This window comes from Rathayibacter sp. Leaf185 (genome assembly GCF_001423885.1).
Taxonomy (GTDB): Bacteria; Actinomycetota; Actinomycetes; order Actinomycetales; family Microbacteriaceae; genus Rathayibacter.
Window position 1 is genome coordinate 483356 of the sequence record NZ_LMPP01000001.1, and the last position, 22202, is coordinate 505557.

The window sequence follows — 22202 nt, forward strand, 5'->3', positions numbered from 1 at the left end:
GGCCTGCGAACGATGGTCATTGATCGAAATGGATCAGATGATTCTTCAGTGTGCGAGCCTCACACGCGCCTGTCAAGCGATTCTGGGCCCTGTTCAGCGCCTTTTCATCACGATTGATAGTATCTATTCAGTAAACGCCCGCCCACCGCTCGATCGAAGGACGATGATGACCACATTCGACAGCCCGCTGCACCGCACCCGCCTCGCCGAGGTCGCTCGAGTGATCGAGGAGGGGCCGCTGGAGGCCTCGTGGGAGGCGCTCGCGACCACTCCGCCCGACTGGTACGTCGACGGCAAGTTCGGGATCTTCCTGCACTGGGGACCGTACGCGGTGCCGGCCTTCGGGTCGGAGTGGTACCCGCGGAACATGTACCGCGAGGGCACCCCCGAGTTCGAGCACCACCGCGCGACCTACGGCGACCAGGCGGAGTTCGGCTACAAGGACTTCATCCCCTCCTTCACGGCCGACCGCTTCGATCCGGAGGAGTGGGCGCGCCTGTTCCGCCGGGCCGGCGCGCAGTTCGTCGTCCCCGTCGCCGAGCACCACGACGGCTTCCCGATGTACGAGTGCTCGTTCACCCGCTGGAAGGCGACCGAGATGGGGCCGCGCCGCGACGTGGTCGGCGAGCTCGCCTCCGCCGTCCGCGCCCAGTCGATGGTCTTCGGGGCGTCGTCGCACCGCGCCGAGCACTGGTTCTTCTTCGACGGGGGCACCGCCTTCGACAGCGACGTCCTGCAGACCGCGAGCCTCGACCTCTACGGGCCGGCCCAGCGCGAGGAGTCGCAGCCGAGCAAGGAGTTCCTCGAGGACTGGCTGGTGCGCACGACCGAGCTGGTCGACTCCTATCGTCCGCAGCTGATCTGGTTCGACTGGTGGATCGAGCAGCCCGCCTTCGAGCCGTACCTCCGGACCTTCCTCGCCTACTACTACACGCGCGCGCTCGAGTGGGACCGCCCGGTCGCGGTCAACTACAAGTACGACGCCCTCCCCGCCGGCACCGGTGTGTTCGACGTCGAGCGCGGCCAGCTCGCCGAGACGCGAGCCGACTTCTGGCAGACCGACACCTCGGTCTCGAAGAACTCGTGGAGCTACGTCGAGGGTCACGACTACAAGCGCACCGACGACCTCATCGCCGACCTGGTCGACATCGTCAGCAAGAACGGCGCCCTGCTGCTCAACATCGGCCCGAAGGCCGACGGCACGATCCCGGCGGCCGAGGTCGAGATGCTCGAGACGATCGGCGCGTGGCTGTCGCGCAACGGCGAGGCGATCTACGGCTCCCGCCCCTGGCTGATCGCGGGCGAGGGCCCGACGAAGGTGACGGAGGGGGCGTTCACCGACACGCACCGCTCCCCGTACACGGCGGAGGACATCCGCTTCACCGCGTCGCGCGGGCACGTCTACGCGACGGTGCTCGCCCCGGTCGGCGCGACGGTGTCGATCACGTCGCTCGGCTCCTCCTCCGGCCTGCTCCCCCGCGAGCTCGACGACGTCGCCCTGCTCGGGCACGCCGGGCCGGTCGTCTGGAGGCGGGAGGCGGGCGCCCTCGTCATCGAGGTGCCCGAGAGCGCCGTGGGCACTCTCGCCTCGTTCCGCGTGACTCCGCGGGTCGAGGCGACCCGGCCGCGGCGGATCGACCTCCTCGGGCTCGGCGACTAGAGCGGATCCCTCGCCGGTGGACGAGAACCGCCGTTCCGAGCAACTCGGAACGGCGGTCGTCGTCCGGCGGCGAGGGTCGACCCGCGCGGCTCCGTCAGCGCCTCACGCCGAGGCGGCGAGGGCCCCCGCGACGAGCGACTCGTCGAGGCGGTAGAACTCGCGCGCCGTGCCGCCCCAGAGGCGGGCCGAGTCGGCCTCGCTCCAGTCGGCGGTCACCTCGTGCAGCGCCGCCCAGACGCGGGCGTAGCCGCCGGCCGTGAGCGACACGGGCCAGTCGCCGCCGTACATCAGCCGCTCGGCGCCGAAGCACGCGAGGGCGTGCTCGACGACGGGGACGAGCTGCCCGGTCGTCCACGAGGCGGCGTCCCGCGTCGCCGAGTAGAGGCCGGAGACCTTCGCGACGACGCGCGGATTCTCGGCGGCACGGGCGATCAGGGAGCGCCACGGCTCGTCGGAGCCGAGCCCGATCGGCGGCTTCGAGAGGTGGTCGATGACGATCGAGAGCTGCGGATGGCGCTCCGCCAGGACCGGCAGGTGCGCGAGGTGCCGCGGCAGCACCGCGACGTAGTCGAACGGGACGCCGGCCGCCTCGAGCACGCCGAGGCCCTCGTCGACGTCGGGCCGGAGGATCCAGTCGGGGTCGGGCTGGTCGTGGATCAGGTTCCGGACGCCGACCACGTGCAGGTCGCGCCGCAGCTCGGCGAGGCGGTCGTGCGCCTCCTGGGGCCGCTCGAGCGGGACGTACACCACGACGCCCGCGATCTCGGGGTTCGCCGCCGCCACCCGCAGCATCTCGTCGGTGTCGGCGGCCTCGTCGGCCGACTGCACCAGCACGGTCGCATCGACTCCCGCGGCCCGCAGCTGCGGGCGGAGCTCGTCGAAGAAGATCGAGCGGTCGATCTCGGGCAGGTCGGGGCCCAGCCAGTCGTAGCGGGCCTTCGTCCTGTCCCAGACGTGCTGGTGGGCGTCGACGACGAGGCTCACGCGACTCCGACGCGGGTCGCGTGGGCCGAGTGCTCCTCGAGCGGCTCGACGGCCGCCGTGACGATCGGATGCGCGCGTCCCGCCCAGTAGCTGCCGGCGGGGAACGTGTACTCGTCGAGGGTCGACTCGAACATCTCGGCGCTGTAGCCCGGCGCTCCGGGCAGGCGGTAGGCGCCGTCCTCGACGATGCACGGCTCGACGAAGTGCTCGTGCAGGTGGTCGACGAACTCGGTGACGCGCCCCTCGAGACTGCCCGAGACGGCCACGTAGTCGAAGACCGAGAGGTGCTGCACCAGCTCGCACAGCCCGACCCCGCCGGCGTGCGGGCAGACGGGGACCCCGAACTTCGCCGCCATCAGGTAGACCGCGACGATCTCGTTCACGCTGCCGAGCCGCGCGGCGTCGAGCTGGCAGAAGTCGAGCGCGCCGGCCTGGAACATCTGCTTGAAGAGCACCCGGTTCATCCCGTGCTCGCCCGAGGCCACGCCGATCGGCGCGACGGCCCGGCGCACGGCCGCATGCCCGAGCACGTCGTCCGGGCTCGTCGGCTCCTCGATCCACAGCGGGCGGAACTCGGCGAGAGACTGCACCCACTCGATCGCCTCCGGCACGTCCCAGACCTGGTTGGCGTCGATCATCAGGTCGGCGTCCCAGCCGATCACCTCGCGCGCGATGCCGAGACGGCGGTGGTCGTCGGCGCGGTCGGCGCCGACCTTGAGCTTGATGTGCCGGTAGCCCTGGTCGACCGCCTCCTGGCACAGGCGGCGCAGCTTGTCGTCGCTGTAGCCGAGCCAGCCGGCAGAGGTGGTGTAGCAGGGGTAGCCGTCGCGCTCGAGCTCGGCGATCCGCACGGCGCGGGTCGGCTCCTTGGCGCGGAGCAGCTCGAGCGCCTCGTCGCGCGTGAGGGCGTCCGAGAGGTAGCGCAGATCCGCCGCGTCGACGAGCTCCTCCGGGGTCATCTCGACCAGGAGGCGCCAGAGGGGCTTCCGGGCGACGCGGGCCGCGAGATCCCAGACCGCGTTCATCACGGCGGCCAGCGCGAGGTGGATGACGCCCTTGTCGGGCCCGAGCCAGCGCAGCTGCGAGTCGCTCTGCAGCGTGCGGTAGACCCCGCCCAGGTCGGTGACGAGCTCGCCGACGTCGCGCCCGATCAGGGGCGCGGCCCGCTGCAGGGCCGCCGCCACGCAGAGGTCGTTCCCGCGCCCGATGGTGAAGGTGAAGCCGAAACCCGACAGCTCGGGGTCGTCGGTGCGCAGGACGACGTAGGCGGCCGAGTAGTCGCCGTCCTTGTTCATCGCATCACTGCCGTCGGCGCTGAGCGAGGTGGGGAACCTGACGTCGTAGGCGTCGACGGCGGTGATCGTGGTCATGAGGTGAGTCCTCTCGAGATGGCGGTGGTGGCCGCGGAGCGCGGCCGGGTGCCGTGCACCTCCGGGCGCAGCAGCCCTGCGCGGGCGAGATCGGTCCAGAGCGCCTCGGGCACGTCGACCGACGCGCGGCGGGCGTTCTCGACGGCCTGGGCGCGGTCGCGCTGCCCGACGACGACCGAGACGACGGCCGGGTGGAGCCAGGGGAACGCGAGCGCCGCCTCCGGGAGCGTGACCCCGTGGCTCTCGCAGATGTCGGCCAGCGCGTTCGCGCGGGCGATCAGGGCCGCGGGGGCGGAGTCGTAGTCGTACTTCGCGTCGGCCGGCGGGCGGTCGCGCGAGAGCAGGCCGGAGTTGTAGACGCCGGCGATCACGATCCCGACCCCGCGCTCCTCGGCGAGGGGCATCAGGTCGTCGAGCGCGTCCTGCTCGAGCAGCGAGTAGCGCCCGGCGAGCATGATCACGTCGATGTCGCACTCGGCCACGAAGCGGGCGGGCAGCGCCGACTGGTTCATGCCGGCGCCGACCGCGCCGATCACGCCCTCGTCGCGCAGGGCGATCAGCGCGGGGAGCGCCTCCGCGATCACCTGGTCGCCGAAGTCGTCGGGATCGTGGACGTAGACGATGTCGATCCGGTCGAGGCCGAGGCGCTCGAGGCTGGCCTCGAGCGAGCGCTTCACGCCGTCGGCGCTGTAGTCGAGCCGGCGGACGGTCGCGGCGGGGACGGCGAAGCCCTCGGTGTCCTGCTGCTCGGCGCCGCGCGGGTCGGGGTTCGGTTCGAGGAGGCGCCCGACCTTGGTCGAGATCGTGAACTCGCTGCGGGGGCGGCCGCGCAGCAGGGCGCCGAGGCGGCGCTCGCTGAGCCCGAGTCCGTAGTGCGGGGCGGTGTCGAAGTAGCGGACCCCGGCCTCCCAGCTCGCCTCGAACGCTCCGGCGACCTCGTCGTCGCTGGTCGGCCGGTACAGGTTGCCGAACTGGGCCGTACCGAGGCCGAGGCCGGTGACGGGAACGCCGTCACCGACGGTGGTGATGCCGTGCATGGATCCTCCATGATCGCGAGAGATATGATGATTGAACACGCAAAGCGACACTTTCCGCAAGCTAGTGGCGAGTTCAGGCCTATTCAGCAGACAAGAGGCGATCGGCCTCCTCGACCGCGCGCGCGAGCCTCGGCGGGGCGTCCTCGCCGCTCCAGACGACGTCGTCGACGAGCCGGTTGAGCACCTGCACCAGCTCGGGCAGCTCGGGCACCATCGGCAGCGGGCGGGAGGCGCGGTGCGCCTCCTCGAACAGCGCCGACGTGCCCGAGACGGCCAGCACCCGCGGGTCGCGCCAGGTGTCGAGGCGCGTTCCGGAGGAGCCCGCCAGCGTCGTGCGCACATCGGCCTCGGCCGTCGCGAGCTCGCGCACCGCCGCCCAGGCGTCGCCGAGGGCCGGCGCGCCCGTCGTCACGGCGAGCGCCCAGAACGCGTTCACCACCGGCAGCGGTGAGCCGTCGGGCCTGGCGGGGGCGATGCCGACGCCGACCCTCCCCTCGACCGCGCTGCCCGGAGCCTGGGCCCGCTGCGCGTAGCCCGCCCAGTTGACCATCACGGCGATCCGCCCCTCGGCGAAGGCCGCGCCGCTGCCGACGCTGTCGAGCCCGTGAGCGTCCGGAGGCACGCGGCCGGCGACCACGAGATCGCGCAGCCAGGCGAGGGACGCGAGTCCCGGAGCGCCTCCGAACCCGGCCGATCCGCGCTCGTCGAGCACATCGGCCCCGCGTATCCGGAGCTGCGTGACGAAGTCGTAGACGTTGTTGTGCCCGTCGGGGGCGCCGGCCAGCACCGTGCCCCAGAGCCCCTCGTCGGGTCGGGTGAACCAGGCCGCCTGGGCGTCGAACTCGTCCCAGCTGCGCGGAGGCGCCAGATCGTCCCCGGTCGCCGAGCGGTAGCCCTCGCGCTCGCGGGGCGCCCCGTAGAGATCGGTGCGCCAGACCAGCAGCGGAGGGCCGTCGTGGAAGGGGATCCCCCAGACCGAGCGGCCGCCGCGCGACGGCACGTCGAACGAGACGACGTCGGTGAACGCGGGCGACCACGCCTCGGGCCAGCCGTCGATCGGTGCGTCGTCGAGCAGGTCGTCGAGGGGGCGCACGGCTCCGCTCTCGGCCAGCCGGGGCAGCCAGTCGGCGGGGACGAGGACCAGGTCGGCGCTGCCGTCGACGCAGACGTCGGTCTCGAAGAGGGCGTGCTCGAGCTCGGGGAGCCCGATCCAGTGCTCGTCGAGCCCGAGATCCTCCTGAGCGCGGATCGACGCCTGGAAGCCGTCGCCCGAGCGGCCCCAGAAGGAGGCGGTCATCGCTGCACCGGCTCGCTCGCCGTCAGCAGCGCCAGATCGGAGCGCCGCGGCAGGCCCTCCCAGTCGCCCGGAGCGAGGCACTGGAACGCGCCCACCGTCACCGCGGTCCCGAGGCAGTCCTCGGGCGGCAGGCCCTGCACGTACTCGGCGAGGTACCCGGCGACGAAGGCGTCGCCCGCACCGACCGTGTCGACCGCCGTGATCGGCAGGGCGGCCCGGCGCAGCTCCGCCCCGTCGACCACCGCGACGCAGCCGGCCGGGCCGAGCTTCACGACGGCGTGGCGCGGACCGAGGTCGGCGAGGGCGTGGGCGAGACCGAGCGGGTCGAGGCGGTGCGCATCCTTCTCGGCGCCGACCAGCAGCCGCGCCTCGTCCTCCCCCGCGAACACCAGGGTCGCCGCGCGCGCGACCTCGCGGTAGGCCTCGGCGGCGTCCCTCCCCCGCCAGAGCGTGGGGCGGTGGTTGACGTCGAACGAGACCGGGACTCCGGCCTCGACGGCGAGGCGCACGGCCTCGAGCGCGGCCTCGCGCGCCGACTCCGACAGCGCGAGCGTGATCCCGGTCACGTGCAGGCAGGAGGCGCGGCGGACGAGATCGGCGGGGACGTCGGCGGGGCGGAGAGTGCTGCCCGCGCTGGCGCGCCGGTGGTAGGTGACGCGGGCGGTCGCCGGAGTCGGCCGCTCCTTGATCATCAGCGCGGTCGGCGCCTCGGCGTCGCGGCGGACGACCAGGTCGACGCCCTCGCCCCGCAGCTCGCGGAGCACCCGCTCGCCCGCGCTGTCGGCACCGAGCACACCGATCCAGGTCGCCTCGGCTCCGAGCCGCACGAGCGCGATCGCGACGTTCGACTCCGCGCCGCCGATCCCGACGTCGACGCTGCCGGCGTGCGCGAGCGATCCGTGGGTGTGGAAGAGGGCGAGGGTCTCGCCGAGGGTGACGATGGGGCCGGCGGGCACGCGCGGCTCGACGGGCGTTCCGGCGGTGCTCTCGACCTCGGGACGTCGCACGCGCTCGAGTGCGGCCCGGGCGGTCTCCGCGAGCGCGGAGGCGTCGCCCGCGGCGATGTCGGCCCGCGACGCGAGCCAGCTGGCGCCGACCGCGAGCACGAGCGGACTCGCGAGCAGCAGTCGCGCCTCCTCGACACCCACCCCGCCGCTCGGGAAGAAGCGGACGCCCGGGAATGGGCCGGCCAGCGCCTCCAGTGCGGGCAGGCCGCCCAGCACCGAGGACGGGAAGAACTTGAGCACCGAGAGCCCGAGGCCCACCGCGCGCTGGAGCTCGCTCGCCGTCGCGATGCCGGGCAGCGGGAGCACGCCGAGGGCGAGGCAGCGCTCGACGAGGCCGTCGTCGAGTCCGGGGCTGACGACGAACCGCGCTCCCGCCTCGACCACCCGGTCGACCTGCTCGAGCGTGAGGACGGTGCCGGCCCCGACGACGAGGTCACCGCGGAGGGCGAGGCGCCGCAGCGCCTCCAGCCCCGCCTCGGTGCGGAGGGTCACCTCGACGGCGACGACGCCCGCCGCCACGAGGGCGTCACCCAGCGCGTCGGCGCGCTCGGCGTCGTCGATCACGACGACGGGCACGACGCCCGAGCGGGCCAGCGCGTCGATCGTCGCGTCGCTCACCGGCCGAGCCACCCTCCGTCGACCGGCAGCGTGATGCCCGTGACGTAGGCGGAGGCGTCGCTCGCGAGGAACACGGCCGCGCCGCCGAGATCCTCCGCAGCCCCCCACCGTCCGGCGGGGATGCGCTCGAGGATCGACCGCGAGCGATCGGCGTCGCCCTGCAGCGCCGCGGTGTTGTCGGTCGCGATGTACCCGGGAGCGATCGCGTTCACGCGCACGCCGCGCGCCGACCACTCGTTCGAGAGCGCCTTGACCAGCCCCGCGACCGCCGACTTCGAGGCCGTGTAGCCCGGGACGGTGATGCCGCCCTGGAAGCTCAGCAGCGACGCGGTGAACACGATCGAGCCCCGGCCGCGGGCGAGCATCGGCCCCGCCAGCGCCTGGGTGAGCGCGAACGGGCCCGAGAGGTTGACCTCGAGCACACGGTCCCAGAGCTCGAGCGGGTGATCGGCGGCGGGCACGCGCTCGATGGTGCCGGCGTTGTTCAGGAGGACGTCGATCGGCCGGTCGAGGCCGTTCAGGGCGGCGCCGAGGGCGAGGGTCGCCTCGCGGTCGGCGAAGTCGCAGGCGAGGCCGGTGAACTCCCGCCCCGCGGCGCGCACCCGCTCGCCGACCTCTCCCCCGTCGGGCGTCATCGCGGCGCTGACCCCGACGACGTCGGCTCCGGCGCGCGCGAGCGACTCGGCCATCGCGAGGCCGATCCCCCTCCGCGCCCCGGTGACGACGGCGAGGCGGCCGGTGAGGTCGAACGGGCCGCTCATCAGGCGCTCGTTCCGGAGACGTCGATCAGGATCTTCATCGCCTGGCCGTCATCGAGGGCGGTGAACGCCTCCTGCACCGCGTCGAGAGGCTCGATGCGGGTGATCAGGAGCTCGGCGGGCACGACGCCGCGCGCGACGAGCTCGACGGCGGTCTCGAAGTCCGGGCGCTCGTAGACGCGCGCGCCGATCAGGGTGAGCTCGCGCCAGAACACGCGCTGCAGGTCGATCGGGCGCGGCTCGGGGTGGATGGCGACCACGACGACGCGGCCGCGGACTCGGGCGAGCGAGGTGGCGCCGAGGACGGCGGCCGCCGCTCCCGAGACCTCGAACACCACGTCGGCGCCGGCGCCGCCCGTCCAGCTGTCGACCCACTCGACCTGGTCGACGGCCCGCGGGTCGAGCACCTCGAAGCCGAGCTCGGCGACGGCGGCGCGGCGGGTGGCGTCGAGCTCGATGACGACCACGTCGCCGCCGAACTCGCGGGCGGTGGTGGCGATGAGGACGCCGATCGGTCCTCCGCCGATGACGACGGCCTTCTCGCCGGGCACGAGACCCGAGCGGCGCACATCGTGGACCGAGACGGCGACCGGCTCGACGAGCGCGGCGTGGTCGAGGCGCAGCCCCTTGGGGAGGCGCACGAGCGTGCGGGCGGGCACGCTCCAGTACTGCTGCAGCGCGCCGGGCGAGTCGATCCCGATGAAGTCGAGGTTCTGGCAGATGTGCTCGTTGCCCGCGAGGCAGGCGGGGCAGGTGCCGTCCCAGTCGAGCGGCATCACGGTGACGCGGTCGCCGACCGCCCAGCCGTCGACGCCCTCGCCGAGGGCCGAGATCGTGCCGCTCATCTCATGACCGATGACGGCGTCCTGGGCGACGCGGCCGTCCATCGAGCCGTGGAAGATGTGCAGATCGGTGCCGCAGAGGCCGACGAAGCCGACCTCGATCTCGACGGATCCGGGCGCCGGAGCATAGCGGGGCTCCTCGGCCACCGCGAAGCTGCGGTCTCTCCTGTACTGGACGGTGCGCACGCTGTCTCCTTCGACGGGCCGATTCATATTACGTATCAGCCTATATCGCCGTCGAGCGCACGCAAAAGCCGCCCCTGTCTCCGAATGCTCATATCTTTGCCGCGATAGGACGGCGGCGGGTCAAGCAGAGGCGTGCTCGCGCGCCGCGACGCGGGACTTCGCCGACCAGAAGCGCATCAGCGCGCCGGCCAGCAGCGAGCCCGCTGCGCCCGCGGCGAGGTCGCCGAGGGTGTCCTCGTAGCCGACGAAGATCGACGCGTCGACGAAGCGGTGCCCCGCCCACTCGCCCCACTCCCACAGCACGCCCGCCGTCGTCCCGAAGCAGGCGCAGAGCACGATCGCCGGAGCGAGCGGGCCCCGGTCGCCGACGACCGCGGTCACGACCCCGGCGCGCGCCGCGACGATGTACGCCACCGCCGCGACCAGCCCGTTCAGCACGAAGTGCACGACGAGATCCCATGACGCCCACGCCTGGTACAGATCGAGCACGCTGCTCCAGGAGGCGACCAGCAGCGCGACGCCGAACGCCGCGTCGAGCGCGGGGCGGATCCCGAGGAAGCGCGGGATCACGAGCCCGATCGCCGCGAGGGCGAAGACCATCACGTCGACGAAGCCCCAGCCGATCCCGGCCGCCACCATGCTCGCGACGCCGGCCATCCGCACCCCGTCGGCGAACCACTCGCCCCGCGTGCGCGGCGGAGCGAGGAACGTCTCAACGAGGACGACGCCCCTCACGATGAGGTGAAGCGCAGCAGCGCCTGGACCGGCTCGTGATCGGAGGCGGCCGCTCCGTCGTAGCGGACCGCGTTGATCCCCGTGGCGACGACCTCGAACGCACTCGCGCTCTGGACGAGCCAGTCGATGCGGCGTCCCGGCTTCGGCGGGCGGTAGTTCGAGTAGGTGCCCCAGGAGGGGGTGAGGTGGCGGCCCGCGACGACCCACGAGTCGGCGAGTCCGGCCCGGTCGAGGAGCGCGCGGTACGGAGCCGTCCCGGCGTCGGTGTTCGCGTCACCCATCACGATCGCGGGCCGGCCCAGTGCGAGCACCCGCTCGGCGAGCAGCTCGGCCGAGCGCAGCCGCGAGCGCCGCGAGAGGTGGTCGAAGTGGGTGGCGACGACGGTCAGATCGCGGTTGGTGCCGTAGTCGGTGAGCTCGGCGATCACGGCCGTGCGCGGGATGCGGTTGCCCCAGCTGCGCGAGCCGGCGACATCCGGCGTGTCGGACAGGGCGATCTGCGACCAGTCGCGCACGGCGAACCGGCGGCGATCGACGTACAGCATCACGCGCTCGCCGCCCCGATCGGCGTCGCGGCCGAAGCCCATCCCCTCGAACGACGCTCCGAGCGACTCGTGCACGAACGCGGCCTGGTCGGGCAGCGCCTCCTGGACGGCGAGGATCGAGGGCTGCTCGGCCTCGAGCAGGCGGCGGATCAGTGGACGGCGGCGATCCCACAGGTCGACCGAGCGCGAGGTGAGCCGCGGCATCCTCCGCCGGATGTTGTACGTCATCACGTGCAGCCCGGGCGCCTCGGTCCGGCCGATCAGAGGCGTCGGGACGGTCATGCTCCCACCCTAAACGGGTGCCGTCCAGTCACGAGGAGGCTTGCGGTGGCGGGCGCGCGCGGTCCTACGCTTCGAGACATGCCCCTCTCCTCCGCCCTCGAGGCCCTCAGCGACGAGTCCTTCGTCTCGCTCACCACGTTCCGCAGGACGGGCGCGGGCGTGTCGACCCCGGTCTGGATCGCCCGCGACGGCACCGAGCTGATCGTCACCACCCCGCGCAGGAGCGGCAAGGTCAAGCGTCTGAGGAACGACCCGCGCGTGACCCTCGTGCCCTGCGACCGCCGCGGCCGGGTGAAGGAGGGCGCACCCGTGATCGAGGCCGCGGCCCGCATCGTCTCGGACGAGGAGACGGTCGAGCGCCTCGGCGGTATCTTCGCCCGCAAGTACCGGCTCGAGTACCGCGTCTTCCTCTTCATCGAGGGGATCGTGACGCGCGGCGACCGCACGCGGGTGATGCTGCGGATCTCGGACCGCTGAGCCGCCCTACACCGCGGCGGGCCGGCTCCGGAAGGCCTGCCGCGCGGTGCGGGCGCGGGTCTACCGTGGCAGCGCCGGTGCGGATGCTCGCCTCCCGCGCGCACACCGGCGCACGCAGAAGGAGCACGTCATGAGCATCGGAGCAGGAATCTTCCTCCTCGTCGTCGGCGCGATCCTCGCGTTCGCCGTCGATGTGCAGGTCGCCGGGATCGACCTGAAGACGATCGGCTACATCCTGATGGCGGCGGGCGTCGTCGGCCTGATCCTCGGCCTCGTGCTGATGACCCGGCGTCGCCAGGCGGTGTCGACCACCCGCTCGGCCGTCGACCCGGCCAGCGGTGAGCAGGTCACGCGCCGCACGAGCGAGAGCGACGGACCGCTGGTCTGAGAACGACGGAAGGGCGGGACGAGAGCGTCCCGCCCTTCCGCACGTCTGCTCGTCGCGTCTACTCGTCGGCGTCGCCGCCCGAGACCGTGTCGGTGTCGCCGCCACCCGGGGAGGTGTCGGTCCCGGTGCCGTCCGGCAGCTCCTCGGTCTTCTCGACGTCGTCACCGGTGGTGCGCTCGTTCTGATCCATGGTGGCCTTCTCCTTCCGGCCGGCGACCTGCCGACCGTTCAACTCTCCTCCGCAGTCGCCGCTCGGGGCAGGGGGTGGCGGAGGCGAGCGCGGCGTGTCAGACCGCGTCGTCCCAGCCGAGATTCGCGGCGATGCGCCGGAGCGTCGCGACCGTCCGCTCGTGGTCCTCGTCGCTCACGCCCTCGGTGACCGCGGTGCGCGCCGTGCCGACCACTTCTTCGAGTCGGGCCGTCGCGACTCCGCCCTGCTCGGTGAGGGCGAAGACGTCGCCCTCGTCGGCGACCCAGCCGCTCTCGACGAGCTCGGCGAGGTGCTCGGCGACGCTCGACGGCTCCTCCGCGGGTGCTGCGGGCAGGAACGGCGCGAGTGCCCGGTCGAGCGCGCCCACCGCGGCGGGGCCGCGCCTGAGCAGTTCGAGCAGCTGCCACTGCATCCGGGTGACGCCGTGCTCGTCGAGTGTCCGCGCGAAGCGCTCCTCGATCAGCCGGTCGACGAGAGTGAGCCAGTATCCGATCGGTCGTTGATCAGTCATGCCGTCACGATACGCCGGGGTGTCGGAGGGGTACCGCGACTCGAGCGCACAAGGCCCTCTCGGGGGCGGCCGCGTTCCGCTTGACTGGGGGCTGTCGCGCCGATCGGCGGCGGCGACGAGGGAGGCGACATGGCGAACCACCGTTTCGAGCTGCGATCCGGTCGCGGGATCGGCGTCTCGGCGGCCGGTGATCCGATCGCGGACCGGCTCGTCGTCTTCTGCCACCCCACCCCCGGCGCGGGCGGCTTCGACCCCGATCCGCTGATCACCGGCCCGTGGGGTCTGCACCTGCTGATCCTCGACCGCCCCGGCTACGGCGCATCCGATCCGGTCGACACCGCTCACGCGAGCGTGCAGGACCGGGCCGACGACCTCGCCGAGTACCTGCGCCGCTCGGAGCGCACCGCGCGGATGGTCGAGGGCGCGCGATTCGGCAGCGTCGGCGTGGTGGGCTGGGGCTCGGGAGGCGTCTTCGCCCTCTCGCTGGCAGCCCGGCACCCCGATCTCGTCGACCGGCTCGCGATCGTCGGCACTCCGGCTCCGCCGCAGGCCGGTGTGCTGGTCCGCCCGACGGAGGCGTGGGAGCGCCGCGAGATCCTCGAGGGAGAGGACGCCGCGGCCATCGCGGGCGGCCTCCCCGACGGCGTCCCCGGCCTCGATGCCCTCGGCGTCGACGCCGACGATCCCGTGCTCACGAGCCACGGCGGGCTGCGCAACCGCCTGACGCGGATGCTCGGCGAGGGCTGGCGGCAGGGTCCGGGCGGTGCGGCGACCGATCTCTCGGCGCTGCGCGACGGGTCGTGGGCCGACGAGCTCGACCGGGTCACCGCCTCCGCCCTCATCGTGCACGGCGACGCCGACCCCGTCGCGAGCGCGGAGGACGGCCGCTGGTACCGCGGACGGCTCGCCGACGCGCGGACCGCGAGCGTCGACGGCACGGGCCGCCTCGCCCTGGTGCGCGAGTGGCGGCGGATCCTCGACCACGTCGCTCCTCTGGAGCGCGGCGCGGAGGACCGGTGACCCGCGGGCCGCTCGGCGCCGGACCGCTCGCGCTCGCCTCGGCCATGGCGGTCTCGGGCGTCGTGCACCTCGTGCACCCGAGCACCTTCGACGCGGCCGTGCCGAGGGGGATGCCGGGTTCTGCGCGGGGCTGGGTGCTCGCCTCCGGAGTCGCCGAGATCGCCTGCGCGGCCGCGATGCTCTGGCCGCCGACGCGCGTGGCCGGCGGCCTCGCCTCCGCCGCGCTGATGGCCGCCGTGTTCCCCGCCAACGTGCAGATGGCCCGGGACGCCCGCCGCCCGCGCACCCGCGCGATCACGCTGCTGCGCCTGCCCCTGCAGATCCCGCTGGTGCTCTGGGGCCTCGAGGCGGCGCGCTCCACGGGGCGCTGAGCGCCCGGCGCAACCCCGAGCGCGCGGCGCGATCGCGCTGCTACCGTCCTGGCATGAGCGACCAGACGGCGGACGATCGCCGAGACCAGTTGACCAGTGCGCCCAAGGCGACCGAGGCCGATGCCGCTCCCCGCATCGACGTCTCGACCACCGATGCGGGCGACACGCACATCGAGATCCGCGACGACGCCGCCGTGCGCCCGGGCCGCCTCGGCGAGGACGAGGACGGCGCGGATGTCTGAGCGCCGCCGTGCCGCGATGGTCTACAACCCCGTCAAGGTCGACCTCGCGGCCGTGAAGGCCGCGGTCGCGCGCGCCGAGGAGGCCGCGGGCTGGGACGAGACGCTGTGGTTCGAGACCTCCGTCGAGGACCCGGGAGCGGGGCAGACGCGCGAGGCCCTCGAGGCCGGCGCCGACATGGTGATCGCGGCCGGAGGCGACGGCACGGTCCGCGTGGTCGCCGAGGCCCTGCGCGGCTCCGACGCCTCGCTGGCACTGCTGCCCTCTGGCACCGGCAACCTGCTGGCCCGCAATCTCAACCTCACGCTCGACGACGTCGACAACGCGCTGACCGTGGCCTTCAGCGGCACGGACCGCGCGATCGACATCGGCATGATCGACATCGAGACCGACAAGGGCCGCGATCGCCGCGCCTACGTCGTGATGGCCGGACTCGGCATCGACGCGAAGATGCTCGCGAACACCGATGACGACCTCAAGAAGCGCGCCGGCTGGCTCGCCTACGTCGACGCGCTGCGGAAGGCGCTGCTCGACAAGAACCAGCTCGAGTTCCGCTACAAGCTCGACGGCGCGAAGACCCGCAGGGTGCGCGCGCACACGATCATCGTCGGCAACTGCGGGTCGCTGCCGGCGAACATCCTGCTGCTGCCCGATGCGGCGGTCGACGACGGAGAGTTCGACATCGTGCTGCTGCGCCCCGAGGGGTTCTTCGGCTGGGTGCAGATCATCTTCAAGGTGGTCTGGGAGAACGGCGTCCTGCGCCGCACCGGAGTCGTCGGCCAGAAGCTGATGGGCCTCACCAAGGAGGTCGCGGCGCTGCGCTACGTGAAGGGCCGCGACCTCGTCGTGCGCCTCGAGCGCGCGCAGGAGATCGAGCTCGACGGCGACCCCTTCGGCTCTACCTCGGCGTTCCGCACCTGGATCGAGCCCGGCGGGCTCACGGTGCGCGTCCCGGCCTAGCGGCACAGCCGGCTGACAAGCGCTGCACGCGCGCTGCGTGAGTGCGGGGAGAGGTTCCCCGCGACGCGGATCAGTAGGCGGTGTCGCCCCAGGAGGGCGCGGCGACCGGGTCGGCGTTCGGAGCGGACGCCGACGCCGACAGCTGCACCTGGCCGGGGACGTCGGCGTTCAGCGTGTAGGTCAGCTCCGGGGTCGAGCGCGAGGCCGCGAGCGCCCCTCCCGACCAGGTGAAGACGTACTCCACCGCGCCCTTGAGGTCGGCCGTCGCCGCGGTCCAGCTCCAGCCGTCTCCGGCCAGCGCGACCGGGCGGGCGCCGACGCGCGCCGACGCCGGATAGCGCACGCGTACCGACAACGTCGTCACCGGCGCGCTCACCGCCGCGAAGTCCGAGCCCGTCCAGTAGCGGTTCTGCACCTGGATGCGGGTGTCGAGGCCGGTGCGGTGGCCCGATCCGTCCCAGTGGGCGTTGTTCTGCCAGGTGTCGAAGACGATCGTCGACGTCGCCCGGGTCGCGGGCGAGGTCGGTGCCGCTGAGGCGGCAGCGGCCGGAGTGGCGAAGGCGATCGCGATCACGGGAGCACTCCAGAGTGCGGCGCGGACGATCGACCGGCGATCGGTGGACGGGGTGCCCGAGGGCACGGCGGAGACGTCCGGCGCGCGGGAGTGCGCGCCGGAGTCACCCCGCAGGGGGGTCGTGGGCATGGGGGTGGTGCTCCAGGGTGTGCGGGTGTTCCGGGGGGGGTGGGGTCCGCCGTGGCGCCACCGGGAGTTTCGGGTTCCCGGTCGCGGTGCGTGAGAGCTTCGGGTTCTCGACGCGGGCGGTGTTCTCGAGTGGCCGGGAGTTTCGGGTTCCCGGCCGCCGAGGCGATCGCGAGCAGGCGCAGAACTGCAGCGCGGCTTCGGGTGCCGCACCCCATGCACCTGCATGGATATCGCGACCATAGTGCGCATTCCGTCGTGAGAGCAATGACTTTCGCCCGAACGACACCGTTCTGCCTCGCAAGGGGGCCGTTTTTCGAGGGGATCCGTTGCCGGCACGACGGATCCCGCACATTTCGCGACATCGGCCGCGCACGTCGGCGTCACGACGATCGGCCGGACAGCGCGCTCGCGCTCGGAAGCACCGGCTCGTCAACCCGCAACAGCCGATCAGCGCCTCCAGTACCGTCACCCCATGGGCTTCTTCGACCGCACCGTCCCACCCGCGACCCCCGACCGCGAGCAGCGGCCCGAGCCGACGCCGGCGCCGACGGTGTGGCGGGACGGAGCGGGCCGTTTCGCGCTGCGCTGCCTCCAGGTGATCATCGTCCTGGCTCTCGCGACCGTGCTGGTGTTCGCGATGACGCAGCTCACCATCGTGCTGATCCCGGTGATGATCGCGATCATCCTCGCCTCCGCGATCCACCCCGTGCTGGCCTGGATGCGCCGGAAGGGCGTGCCGTCGATCCTCGCGACCTGGCTCTCGCTGCTCGGCCTCCTCGCGATCCTCGGCGCCGTCGCCTGGCTGATCACCGTCGCGGTCCGCAACCAGTGGGACGAGCTGGTGAGCAGCGCCTCCGACGGCATCAGCTCGCTGCAGGACTACGTGCAGCACCTGCCGTTCCAGATCGACGAGCAGCAGATCGAGGACGCCCGCCAGACCGTCGTCGACTTCCTCACGTCGAGCAGCTTCGGCTCCGGTGCGCTCGCGGGCGCCGCGGCCGCGGCCAACTTCGTCACCGGCCTCGTGCTGATGATCGTCGTCCTCTTCTTCTTCATGAAGGACGGCCCGAAGATCTGGGAGTTCCTCCTCCGCCCCTTCACCGGCTCGAGCTACGACCGCGCCAAGCGCGTCGGCGCGAAGACGGTCGACGTGCTCGGCGGCTACATCCGCGGCACCGCGACCGTCGCCGCAGTGGACGCGATCGGCATCGGAGTCGCGCTCGCGATCATCCAGGTACCGCTGGCCCTTCCTCTCGCGGTCATCGTCTTCCTGACGGCCTTCATCCCGATCGTCGGTGCGACGGCCGCCGGGATCCTGGCGGCGCTCGTCGCCCTGGTCGCGAACGGCCCGGTCGCCGCCCTCGCCGTGATCATCGTCGTCGTCGCGGTCAACCAGCTCGAGGGCAACTTCCTCCAGCCGGTCGTGATGGCCCGCTCGCTCAAGCTGCACCCGCTGATCGTGCTGATCGCGCTGACCGTCGGGACCGTGCTCGCCGGCATCGTGGGCGCTGTGCTCGCCGTGCCGATCGCCGCGGTGGCATGGGGCATCGTCACGATCTGGAACGGACCGGACCAGCCGGCCGAGCCCGCGCGCCAGAAGCGGTCCGAGCGCGTCTGACCCCCCGTTGATGCCGAACGACGTCGGTCGGGCGGTCCGGCTGTCAGTGTGAGGCGGCGGTCAGACTCCGCTGCTCCCGCACCGATCGGACGGACGCCTCATGACCACGACCCCCGGCGCGGCAGCGCACGCCGAGCCCGGACCGGCTCGCCGCACCCTCCTGCGGGGAGCGGTGTGGTCCTCGCCCGTCGTCGTGGTCGCCCTCGCGACTCCGGCCGCCGCGGCCTCCACCGGCCTCTCGACCATCGAGGGCAACTGGTACCCCTACGACACCGAGCTGGCGATCGGGCAGAGCTCCGACATGACCATCGCCTTCATCGAGACCGCGGGAGTCGACTACACGGGGACCGTCTCGCTGCTCATCTCGCCGTCGCGCGCGACCGACACGATCATCGCGACGCTGTCCGCGTTCGGTCCGATCGTCGGCGAGGACGACGAGGCGGGCGTCTGGAGCTATGCGCAGGAGGGGACCCGGCTGCGCGTGACGTACACGGGGTACATGGAGGGCTCGATCGGCATCCGCGGCTACCTCGCGAGCGAGTACGGATCGGGCTTCCGGGTCGACACCGGAGGCCGGTACCTGCGCACCCGGACCGACCAGCAGATCACCGTCGACACCTCGAGAGCGGTCGCCGACCAGGTGCAGTACCGCTGGACGATGGAGTACGCGACCGACGGCGAGGGTGCTCCGGCCTGATCCGGCGGACCCTGACGGCCCTGCGACAGCCGATCCGTGTGTCCACCGCACGGGGGTCATGACCCCCGTTAATGCCAAGCCCTCCGAGTGGGGGCGACGAGGTGGCAGTATCGCCTCTGCGACGGACCCGATACGCCGCACAGGCCCTCCGGCCGGAGACCTGCCCTGTCCTCTTCCCGCCTCGAGCACCGATCCTCGAGCACAGATCCGCGAGCGCCGACCCGCGAACGCCGACCCGCCGTCAGTGCCGCCCGATGATGCCGTCCCGCCGCGCCTCGGCGCGCAGCGCGATCTTCGTGCTGACGCTCCTGCCGTCGGCCCGGTACTTGGCGCGAGCGCTCCGGAGCGAGCTGCGCGCGGCGTCCTGAGTGATCCCGAGGGAGCTCGCGACCTGCTTGAGCGACATCCCCTCGACGAAGAGGCCGACGATCCGCCGCTCCCGGGCGCTGAGCGAGGCGGTGGCGCCGCTCGCCTGCGCCTCGGCGCTCGGTACCCGCCCTCCCGCCGCAGCGGTGCGGATCGCGTCGATGATCACCTCCGTCGGCTCGCTCTTGACCAGGTAGCCGCACGCGCCGGCCTCGAGCGCGCGCGCGACCGTCTCGGGCCGCGAGTGGGTGCTGATGATGATCGTCGCGGCGCCGGCCGCGGTGAGGGTCCGGATCTTCATGGCGAGGTCGAGATCGTCTCCGAGGTCGACGTCGAGCAGGACCACGTCGGTGGGGAACGCGGGATGGGCGAGCAGATCGATCCAGCGGCTCGCGGTCGCGACGACGCGGATGCTCGATCCGGAGCGGTTCACCCACTCGGTCAGCGCCCGGAGCAGGATCGGGTGGTCGTCGAGGATCGCCACGGCGAGCTCCTCGGCGGGGAGGTCGCCGGTCTCCGCGTGACTCATGTCGAGGGCCTCCGTGCGGCGGTGTGGTCGAGGCGGAGCGTCGTGCGCACGCCGACTGCGGTGACCCTGTAGTCGCCCAGCTCGCTCAGGATGCCCCAGATCGCCGCGTCGAGGTCGCGCGACCGCACTCCCTCTGCCTCCAGAACGAGGGACACCGCGCGGGGCTCCCGGCCCGACGAGAGCGTGAGCGCGATCGAGGGCGTCCTCGACGCGATCGACGGTGCCGACAGCAGCCAGAGCACCGACAGCAGGCGCGCCCGGTCCGGCGGCCTCAACGCGGCGGCGAGATTCCCGTCGTCCTCGAGCGAGACGGTTCCCGAGAGATGCGCCGACTCCTCGATCGCGATGCTCAGCCAGGTCTGGTCGTGGCTGCGTGCCAGCGCGGTGCGCAGCTCGTCGCCGAGACGCCGCGCTCGCTCGCCCATCGCGGCGTCGAGCGGCTCGGTGCGCACCCGGCCGAGCAGCTCCTCGACCTGTGCGTCGACCCTCGAGATCTCGGAGGAGGCGATGCTGCCCGGCCCGGTGCCCGGCCCGTCGACCACGCTCTCGGCGATCGAGCGGTCGAGGGAGCGGTGGACGTGGCGATCGAGCGTCGTCAGCAGCGAGACGCAGACGAAGACCGGAGCCAGCGCGAGCAGGATGGTGGTGACGCTGAGCCCGAGGCCGCGGTGGCCGATCAGTGCCTGCACGAGCATGCCGAGCGCGCTCAGCCCCACCAGAAGGCCGACCGCCCCCCAGGTGCGCGAGAGCGGCTGGAACGAGATCAGCGCCATCAGGGTCGCCCCGATGCCCACGCAGACGCTCGGGTAGTACGACCGCGACGGGTCCGTCAGGCCGAAGTCGGAGAACTCGAGGAGCAGCGCGACGGTGTCGACCACGAGGACGGCGGCGAGGACCCCCCTCGGCAGCTCGCCGCGGTGGAGCAGCGCGACTGCGACTCCGGCCACGAGCCCGGCGATCACGACGAGCCACGCGGCGCCGCTCAGCCAGGTCGCCGAGTGCGTGCTGAGAGCCCAGAGGAACGACGCGAGACCGCGGATCACGATGAGCACCGCCATCCCGACGAAGCCGAGGCCGAGGTAGCTGGCGCTGAGTCGATGAGTCCGCGTGATCCGGTGCCGGACAGACTCCAGCGTCCGCGAGCCCGTCTCGGCGGCACGGACGAGCTCGAGGAGCGTCCCCTCCCCGACCGCGTCCTCGCGCCGGCTCATCGCGGCACGCTCATCAGGACGGTCGTCCCCGCACCCGGGGCGGAGAACACGCGGACGTCGCCGCCGACGGCCTCGAGGCGGGCGACGACCGACTCCGCGAGCCCGAGCCGGCCGGCGGGAACCTCGTCGGGCGAGAAGCCCCTCCCGGCGTCCGAGACGGCGACGCGGACCGTCTCCGGGTCCTCGGCGACCGTCACGTCGACGGCGAGGACGCCGGAGTGCCTCCGCACGTTCTCGAGGCACTCCCCCGTCGCGCGCACCAGGGCGTCGAGGGCGGAAGCGGCGAGCGCGTCGTCGGCGGGTCCGACCGCTCTCGTCGTGTGCCAGGCGATCTCGAGACCGACCGCCTCGAAGCGCCTCTCGAGCGCGGCGAACGCGGCGGGCAGGGGCACGGGGTCGGAGTCGACCGGCCGCACCTCCTCGGCGCCCGGCCGGCCGAGGCGCCGCAGCAGCCCGAGGTCGGCGGCGGCCTGCGCCTGGACGGTGTCGGCAGCCACGCCCTCGCCGCGGTGGGCGACCAGCGTGAGAGTGCCGAGGATGGTGTCGTGCAGCAGGCGCGCGTCGTAGCGGCGGCGGGCCTCGCTCTCGCTGGAGCGCCGCTCGGCGGCGTGCGCGGTCCGCAGCCGGGCCGTGCCGACATGCGCGCGCTCGACGCTGGCTGCCAGCCAGCGCGCCGCGGCGGTGAGCACCGCCCAGCAGACCACCACCGAGAGGGCGACGAAGAAGGCGCGCCCCGACTCCCACGTGGCCGCGAGAGCGAAGGCGAGGGTGGGGACCACACCGGCGAGGGCGATCACGGGGAGACGCCTGGCCGTGCCGATCGCGAAGAGCGCCGAGGGGATCGCCATCGACGCGATCATCGTGACTCCCCCGATCACCGCGGGGATGCGCCCGTCGACCCCCGGGGCAAGCGAGGCGGCGAGCCCCGCGACGCCGAGAGCGGTGCCGACGATCACGGCGACCCCGCCGCCCGGACCCGACCGGCGGCCGACGAGGAGGACGACGGCCGCGACCGAGAGCAGGAGGAGCACCGGCAGCGCGGCCAGGAGACCCGCCGGGTCGAGGGTGAGCAGGTGCAGCGCCGAGGCGGCGGTGAAGACGCCGCCGGCGAGCCGGGCGCAGACGATCCCGACGTCGGACTGCTCCCTGCGGAGGACGTCCTGGGAGGAGCGGCCGAGGGTCCTCGGAGCGGGCAACGGCGACCTCGGCGGAGGAGGCTCCCGGGACGCGGCGGCCCGGGAGGCGGTGGACGGGGGATCATCGTGACACACCGGCACCCGCTGTGTTACGGCCGACGGTCGCATTCGGTGCGTCCCATCCCGTAGGGTGGAGGCATCTCCTGGGCACTCGCCCGAATTCCACGGCTGAGAAGTCGCACCACGACGAAGAGACTCAGCCCCTGATAGAGACCGCCACGATCACTGGCGCAGAGCTCGACGGCCCCACCCTCACCGGTTCCGGCCTCGGTTCGGCCCCCGATCGCACGGTTCGAACGCCCGCCTCGCCCGCGGGTACCGCCCTTCACAGGACGCCGCGGAAGCCGCGCCGTTCCTCGTTCGACCCCCGCCCCACCGACTCC

At 72.9% G+C, this 22202-nt stretch carries 24 protein-coding genes; 9 read left to right on the forward strand and 15 right to left on the reverse strand.

Annotated features, from left to right (window positions below; translation table 11 throughout):
* The first annotated feature begins 166 nt into the window (after positions 1–166).
* The gene (locus ASG06_RS02435) at positions 167–1660 is read left to right on the forward strand and encodes an alpha-L-fucosidase (protein WP_156465828.1); all 1494 of its coding nucleotides are present in this window, start codon (positions 167–169) and stop codon (positions 1658–1660) included.
* Positions 1661–1762: 102 nt separating this feature from the next.
* On the opposite strand, the gene ASG06_RS02440 is transcribed toward ASG06_RS02435, so the two are convergent.
* The 9 genes from ASG06_RS02440 to ASG06_RS02480 form a co-directional block, all read right to left on the reverse strand.
* Positions 1763–2644 (reverse strand): amidohydrolase family protein, encoded by an 882-nt coding sequence (locus tag ASG06_RS02440; RefSeq protein WP_056037984.1) that lies wholly within the window; start codon positions 2642–2644, stop codon positions 1763–1765.
* Positions 2641–4014: an L-fuconate dehydratase gene (locus ASG06_RS02445; RefSeq protein WP_056037987.1), complete on the reverse strand. Its 1374-nt coding sequence runs from the start codon at positions 4012–4014 to the stop codon at positions 2641–2643. The genes ASG06_RS02440 and ASG06_RS02445 overlap by 4 nt, the downstream gene beginning before the upstream one ends.
* Positions 4011–5051 (reverse strand): aldo/keto reductase, encoded by a 1041-nt coding sequence (locus ASG06_RS02450; RefSeq protein WP_056037991.1) that lies wholly within the window; start codon positions 5049–5051, stop codon positions 4011–4013. Before ASG06_RS02450 ends, ASG06_RS02445 begins: the two co-directional genes overlap by 4 nt.
* A gap of 79 nt (positions 5052–5130) precedes the next feature.
* The gene (locus ASG06_RS02455; RefSeq protein ID WP_056037994.1) at positions 5131–6348 is read right to left on the reverse strand and encodes an extracellular solute-binding protein; all 1218 of its coding nucleotides are present in this window, start codon (positions 6346–6348) and stop codon (positions 5131–5133) included.
* Positions 6345–7973, reverse strand: coding sequence for a bifunctional 4-hydroxy-2-oxoglutarate aldolase/2-dehydro-3-deoxy-phosphogluconate aldolase (eda, locus tag ASG06_RS20415; RefSeq protein ID WP_162238990.1), 1629 nt, complete (start codon positions 7971–7973; stop codon positions 6345–6347). Before eda ends, ASG06_RS02455 begins: the two co-directional genes overlap by 4 nt.
* On the reverse strand, positions 7970–8734 hold the full coding sequence (locus ASG06_RS02465; protein ID WP_056037998.1) for an SDR family oxidoreductase: 765 nt from the start codon (positions 8732–8734) through the stop codon (positions 7970–7972). The genes eda and ASG06_RS02465 overlap by 4 nt, the downstream gene beginning before the upstream one ends.
* Positions 8734–9759, reverse strand: a complete 1026-nt coding sequence (locus ASG06_RS02470; protein ID WP_231727589.1) for a zinc-dependent alcohol dehydrogenase — start codon at positions 9757–9759, stop codon at positions 8734–8736. The genes ASG06_RS02465 and ASG06_RS02470 overlap by 1 nt, the downstream gene beginning before the upstream one ends.
* Before the next feature lie 120 nt (positions 9760–9879).
* Positions 9880–10494, reverse strand: coding sequence for a hypothetical protein (locus ASG06_RS02475; protein ID WP_056038001.1), 615 nt, complete (start codon positions 10492–10494; stop codon positions 9880–9882).
* Entirely contained in the window at positions 10491–11321 is an 831-nt protein-coding gene (locus ASG06_RS02480; RefSeq protein ID WP_056038004.1) for an endonuclease/exonuclease/phosphatase family protein, read from the reverse strand. Before ASG06_RS02480 ends, ASG06_RS02475 begins: the two co-directional genes overlap by 4 nt.
* A 78-nt stretch (positions 11322–11399) precedes the next feature.
* Between ASG06_RS02480 and ASG06_RS02485 the strand changes: the two genes are divergently transcribed.
* The gene (locus ASG06_RS02485) at positions 11400–11798 is read left to right on the forward strand and encodes a PPOX class F420-dependent oxidoreductase (RefSeq protein ID WP_056038007.1); all 399 of its coding nucleotides are present in this window, start codon (positions 11400–11402) and stop codon (positions 11796–11798) included.
* A 130-nt stretch (positions 11799–11928) separates the two neighbouring features.
* Positions 11929–12186 carry a DUF6458 family protein gene (locus tag ASG06_RS02490; protein ID WP_056038009.1) on the forward strand — a complete coding sequence of 86 codons (258 nt, stop codon included), beginning with the start codon at positions 11929–11931 and terminating at the stop codon, positions 12184–12186.
* 58 nt (positions 12187–12244) lie between these two features.
* Here ASG06_RS02490 and ASG06_RS20570 read toward each other — a convergent pair whose 3' ends face one another.
* Complete coding sequence (locus tag ASG06_RS20570) at positions 12245–12376, reverse strand: hypothetical protein (protein ID WP_268788306.1); 132 nt, start codon at positions 12374–12376, stop codon at positions 12245–12247.
* A gap of 97 nt (positions 12377–12473) precedes the next feature.
* Positions 12474–12908, reverse strand: coding sequence for a MarR family winged helix-turn-helix transcriptional regulator (locus ASG06_RS02495; RefSeq protein WP_056038012.1), 435 nt, complete (start codon positions 12906–12908; stop codon positions 12474–12476).
* Positions 12909–13037: 129 nt separating this feature from the next.
* Between ASG06_RS02495 and ASG06_RS02500 the strand changes: the two genes are divergently transcribed.
* The 4 genes from ASG06_RS02500 to ASG06_RS02515 are packed head-to-tail and all read left to right on the forward strand — an operon-like array spanning position 13038 to position 15499.
* Positions 13038–13928 (forward strand): alpha/beta fold hydrolase, encoded by an 891-nt coding sequence (locus tag ASG06_RS02500; protein WP_056038016.1) that lies wholly within the window; start codon positions 13038–13040, stop codon positions 13926–13928.
* Positions 13925–14299, forward strand: coding sequence for a DoxX family protein (locus ASG06_RS02505; protein WP_231727590.1), 375 nt, complete (start codon positions 13925–13927; stop codon positions 14297–14299). The genes ASG06_RS02500 and ASG06_RS02505 overlap by 4 nt, the downstream gene beginning before the upstream one ends.
* 53 nt (positions 14300–14352) lie before the next feature.
* Positions 14353–14541: a hypothetical protein gene (locus ASG06_RS02510; protein ID WP_056038020.1), complete on the forward strand. Its 189-nt coding sequence runs from the start codon at positions 14353–14355 to the stop codon at positions 14539–14541.
* Complete coding sequence (locus ASG06_RS02515) at positions 14534–15499, forward strand: diacylglycerol/lipid kinase family protein (RefSeq protein WP_056038022.1); 966 nt, start codon at positions 14534–14536, stop codon at positions 15497–15499. The genes ASG06_RS02510 and ASG06_RS02515 overlap by 8 nt, the downstream gene beginning before the upstream one ends.
* A gap of 70 nt (positions 15500–15569) precedes the next feature.
* On the opposite strand, the gene ASG06_RS02520 is transcribed toward ASG06_RS02515, so the two are convergent.
* A complete protein-coding gene (locus tag ASG06_RS02520; protein WP_056038025.1) occupies positions 15570–16202 on the reverse strand; it encodes a hypothetical protein in 633 nt (210 codons plus the stop codon).
* A 472-nt stretch (positions 16203–16674) separates the two neighbouring features.
* On the opposite strand from ASG06_RS02520, the gene ASG06_RS02525 reads away from it, so the two are divergent.
* Positions 16675–17820 carry an AI-2E family transporter gene (locus tag ASG06_RS02525; RefSeq protein ID WP_056038028.1) on the forward strand — a complete coding sequence of 382 codons (1146 nt, stop codon included), beginning with the start codon at positions 16675–16677 and terminating at the stop codon, positions 17818–17820.
* A 100-nt stretch (positions 17821–17920) separates the two neighbouring features.
* Positions 17921–18517 carry a hypothetical protein gene (locus tag ASG06_RS02530; RefSeq protein ID WP_056038033.1) on the forward strand — a complete coding sequence of 199 codons (597 nt, stop codon included), beginning with the start codon at positions 17921–17923 and terminating at the stop codon, positions 18515–18517.
* A gap of 241 nt (positions 18518–18758) precedes the next feature.
* Here the strand turns inward: ASG06_RS02530 and ASG06_RS02535 are convergent, their stop codons facing one another.
* The 3 genes from ASG06_RS02535 to ASG06_RS02545 are packed head-to-tail and all read right to left on the reverse strand — an operon-like array spanning position 18759 to position 21819.
* Complete coding sequence (locus tag ASG06_RS02535; protein ID WP_056038035.1) at positions 18759–19412, reverse strand: response regulator; 654 nt, start codon at positions 19410–19412, stop codon at positions 18759–18761.
* Positions 19409–20623, reverse strand: a complete 1215-nt coding sequence (locus tag ASG06_RS02540) for a hypothetical protein (protein ID WP_056038038.1) — start codon at positions 20621–20623, stop codon at positions 19409–19411. The genes ASG06_RS02535 and ASG06_RS02540 overlap by 4 nt, the downstream gene beginning before the upstream one ends.
* On the reverse strand, positions 20620–21819 hold the full coding sequence (locus ASG06_RS02545) for a sensor histidine kinase (protein ID WP_056038041.1): 1200 nt from the start codon (positions 21817–21819) through the stop codon (positions 20620–20622). Before ASG06_RS02545 ends, ASG06_RS02540 begins: the two co-directional genes overlap by 4 nt.
* Positions 21820–22202: the final 383 nt, after the last annotated feature.

Excerpts from the sequence above, each read along its gene's own strand:
- ASG06_RS02435 (WP_156465828.1), top strand. The coding sequence starts at position 167 with ATGACCACATTCGACAGCCCGCTGCACCGCACCCGCCTCGCCGAGGTC.
- ASG06_RS02445 (WP_056037987.1), bottom strand. The coding sequence starts at position 4,014 with ATGACCACGATCACCGCCGTCGACGCCTACGACGTCAGGTTCCCCACC.
- ASG06_RS02450 (WP_056037991.1), bottom strand. The coding sequence starts at position 5,051 with ATGCACGGCATCACCACCGTCGGTGACGGCGTTCCCGTCACCGGCCTC.
- ASG06_RS02455 (WP_056037994.1), bottom strand. The coding sequence starts at position 6,348 with ATGACCGCCTCCTTCTGGGGCCGCTCGGGCGACGGCTTCCAGGCGTCG.
- ASG06_RS02465 (WP_056037998.1), bottom strand. The coding sequence starts at position 8,734 with ATGAGCGGCCCGTTCGACCTCACCGGCCGCCTCGCCGTCGTCACCGGG.
- ASG06_RS02480 (WP_056038004.1), bottom strand. The coding sequence starts at position 11,321 with ATGACCGTCCCGACGCCTCTGATCGGCCGGACCGAGGCGCCCGGGCTG.
- ASG06_RS02485 (WP_056038007.1), top strand. The coding sequence starts at position 11,400 with ATGCCCCTCTCCTCCGCCCTCGAGGCCCTCAGCGACGAGTCCTTCGTC.
- ASG06_RS02490 (WP_056038009.1), top strand. The coding sequence starts at position 11,929 with ATGAGCATCGGAGCAGGAATCTTCCTCCTCGTCGTCGGCGCGATCCTC.
- ASG06_RS20570 (WP_268788306.1), bottom strand. The coding sequence starts at position 12,376 with ATGGATCAGAACGAGCGCACCACCGGTGACGACGTCGAGAAGACCGAG.
- ASG06_RS02495 (WP_056038012.1), bottom strand. The coding sequence starts at position 12,908 with ATGACTGATCAACGACCGATCGGATACTGGCTCACTCTCGTCGACCGG.
- ASG06_RS02500 (WP_056038016.1), top strand. The coding sequence starts at position 13,038 with ATGGCGAACCACCGTTTCGAGCTGCGATCCGGTCGCGGGATCGGCGTC.
- ASG06_RS02510 (WP_056038020.1), top strand. The coding sequence starts at position 14,353 with ATGAGCGACCAGACGGCGGACGATCGCCGAGACCAGTTGACCAGTGCG.
- ASG06_RS02515 (WP_056038022.1), top strand. The coding sequence starts at position 14,534 with ATGTCTGAGCGCCGCCGTGCCGCGATGGTCTACAACCCCGTCAAGGTC.
- ASG06_RS02520 (WP_056038025.1), bottom strand. The coding sequence starts at position 16,202 with ATGCCCACGACCCCCCTGCGGGGTGACTCCGGCGCGCACTCCCGCGCG.
- ASG06_RS02525 (WP_056038028.1), top strand. The coding sequence starts at position 16,675 with ATGGGCTTCTTCGACCGCACCGTCCCACCCGCGACCCCCGACCGCGAG.
- ASG06_RS02530 (WP_056038033.1), top strand. The coding sequence starts at position 17,921 with ATGACCACGACCCCCGGCGCGGCAGCGCACGCCGAGCCCGGACCGGCT.
- ASG06_RS02535 (WP_056038035.1), bottom strand. The coding sequence starts at position 19,412 with ATGAGTCACGCGGAGACCGGCGACCTCCCCGCCGAGGAGCTCGCCGTG.
- ASG06_RS02540 (WP_056038038.1), bottom strand. The coding sequence starts at position 20,623 with ATGAGCCGGCGCGAGGACGCGGTCGGGGAGGGGACGCTCCTCGAGCTC.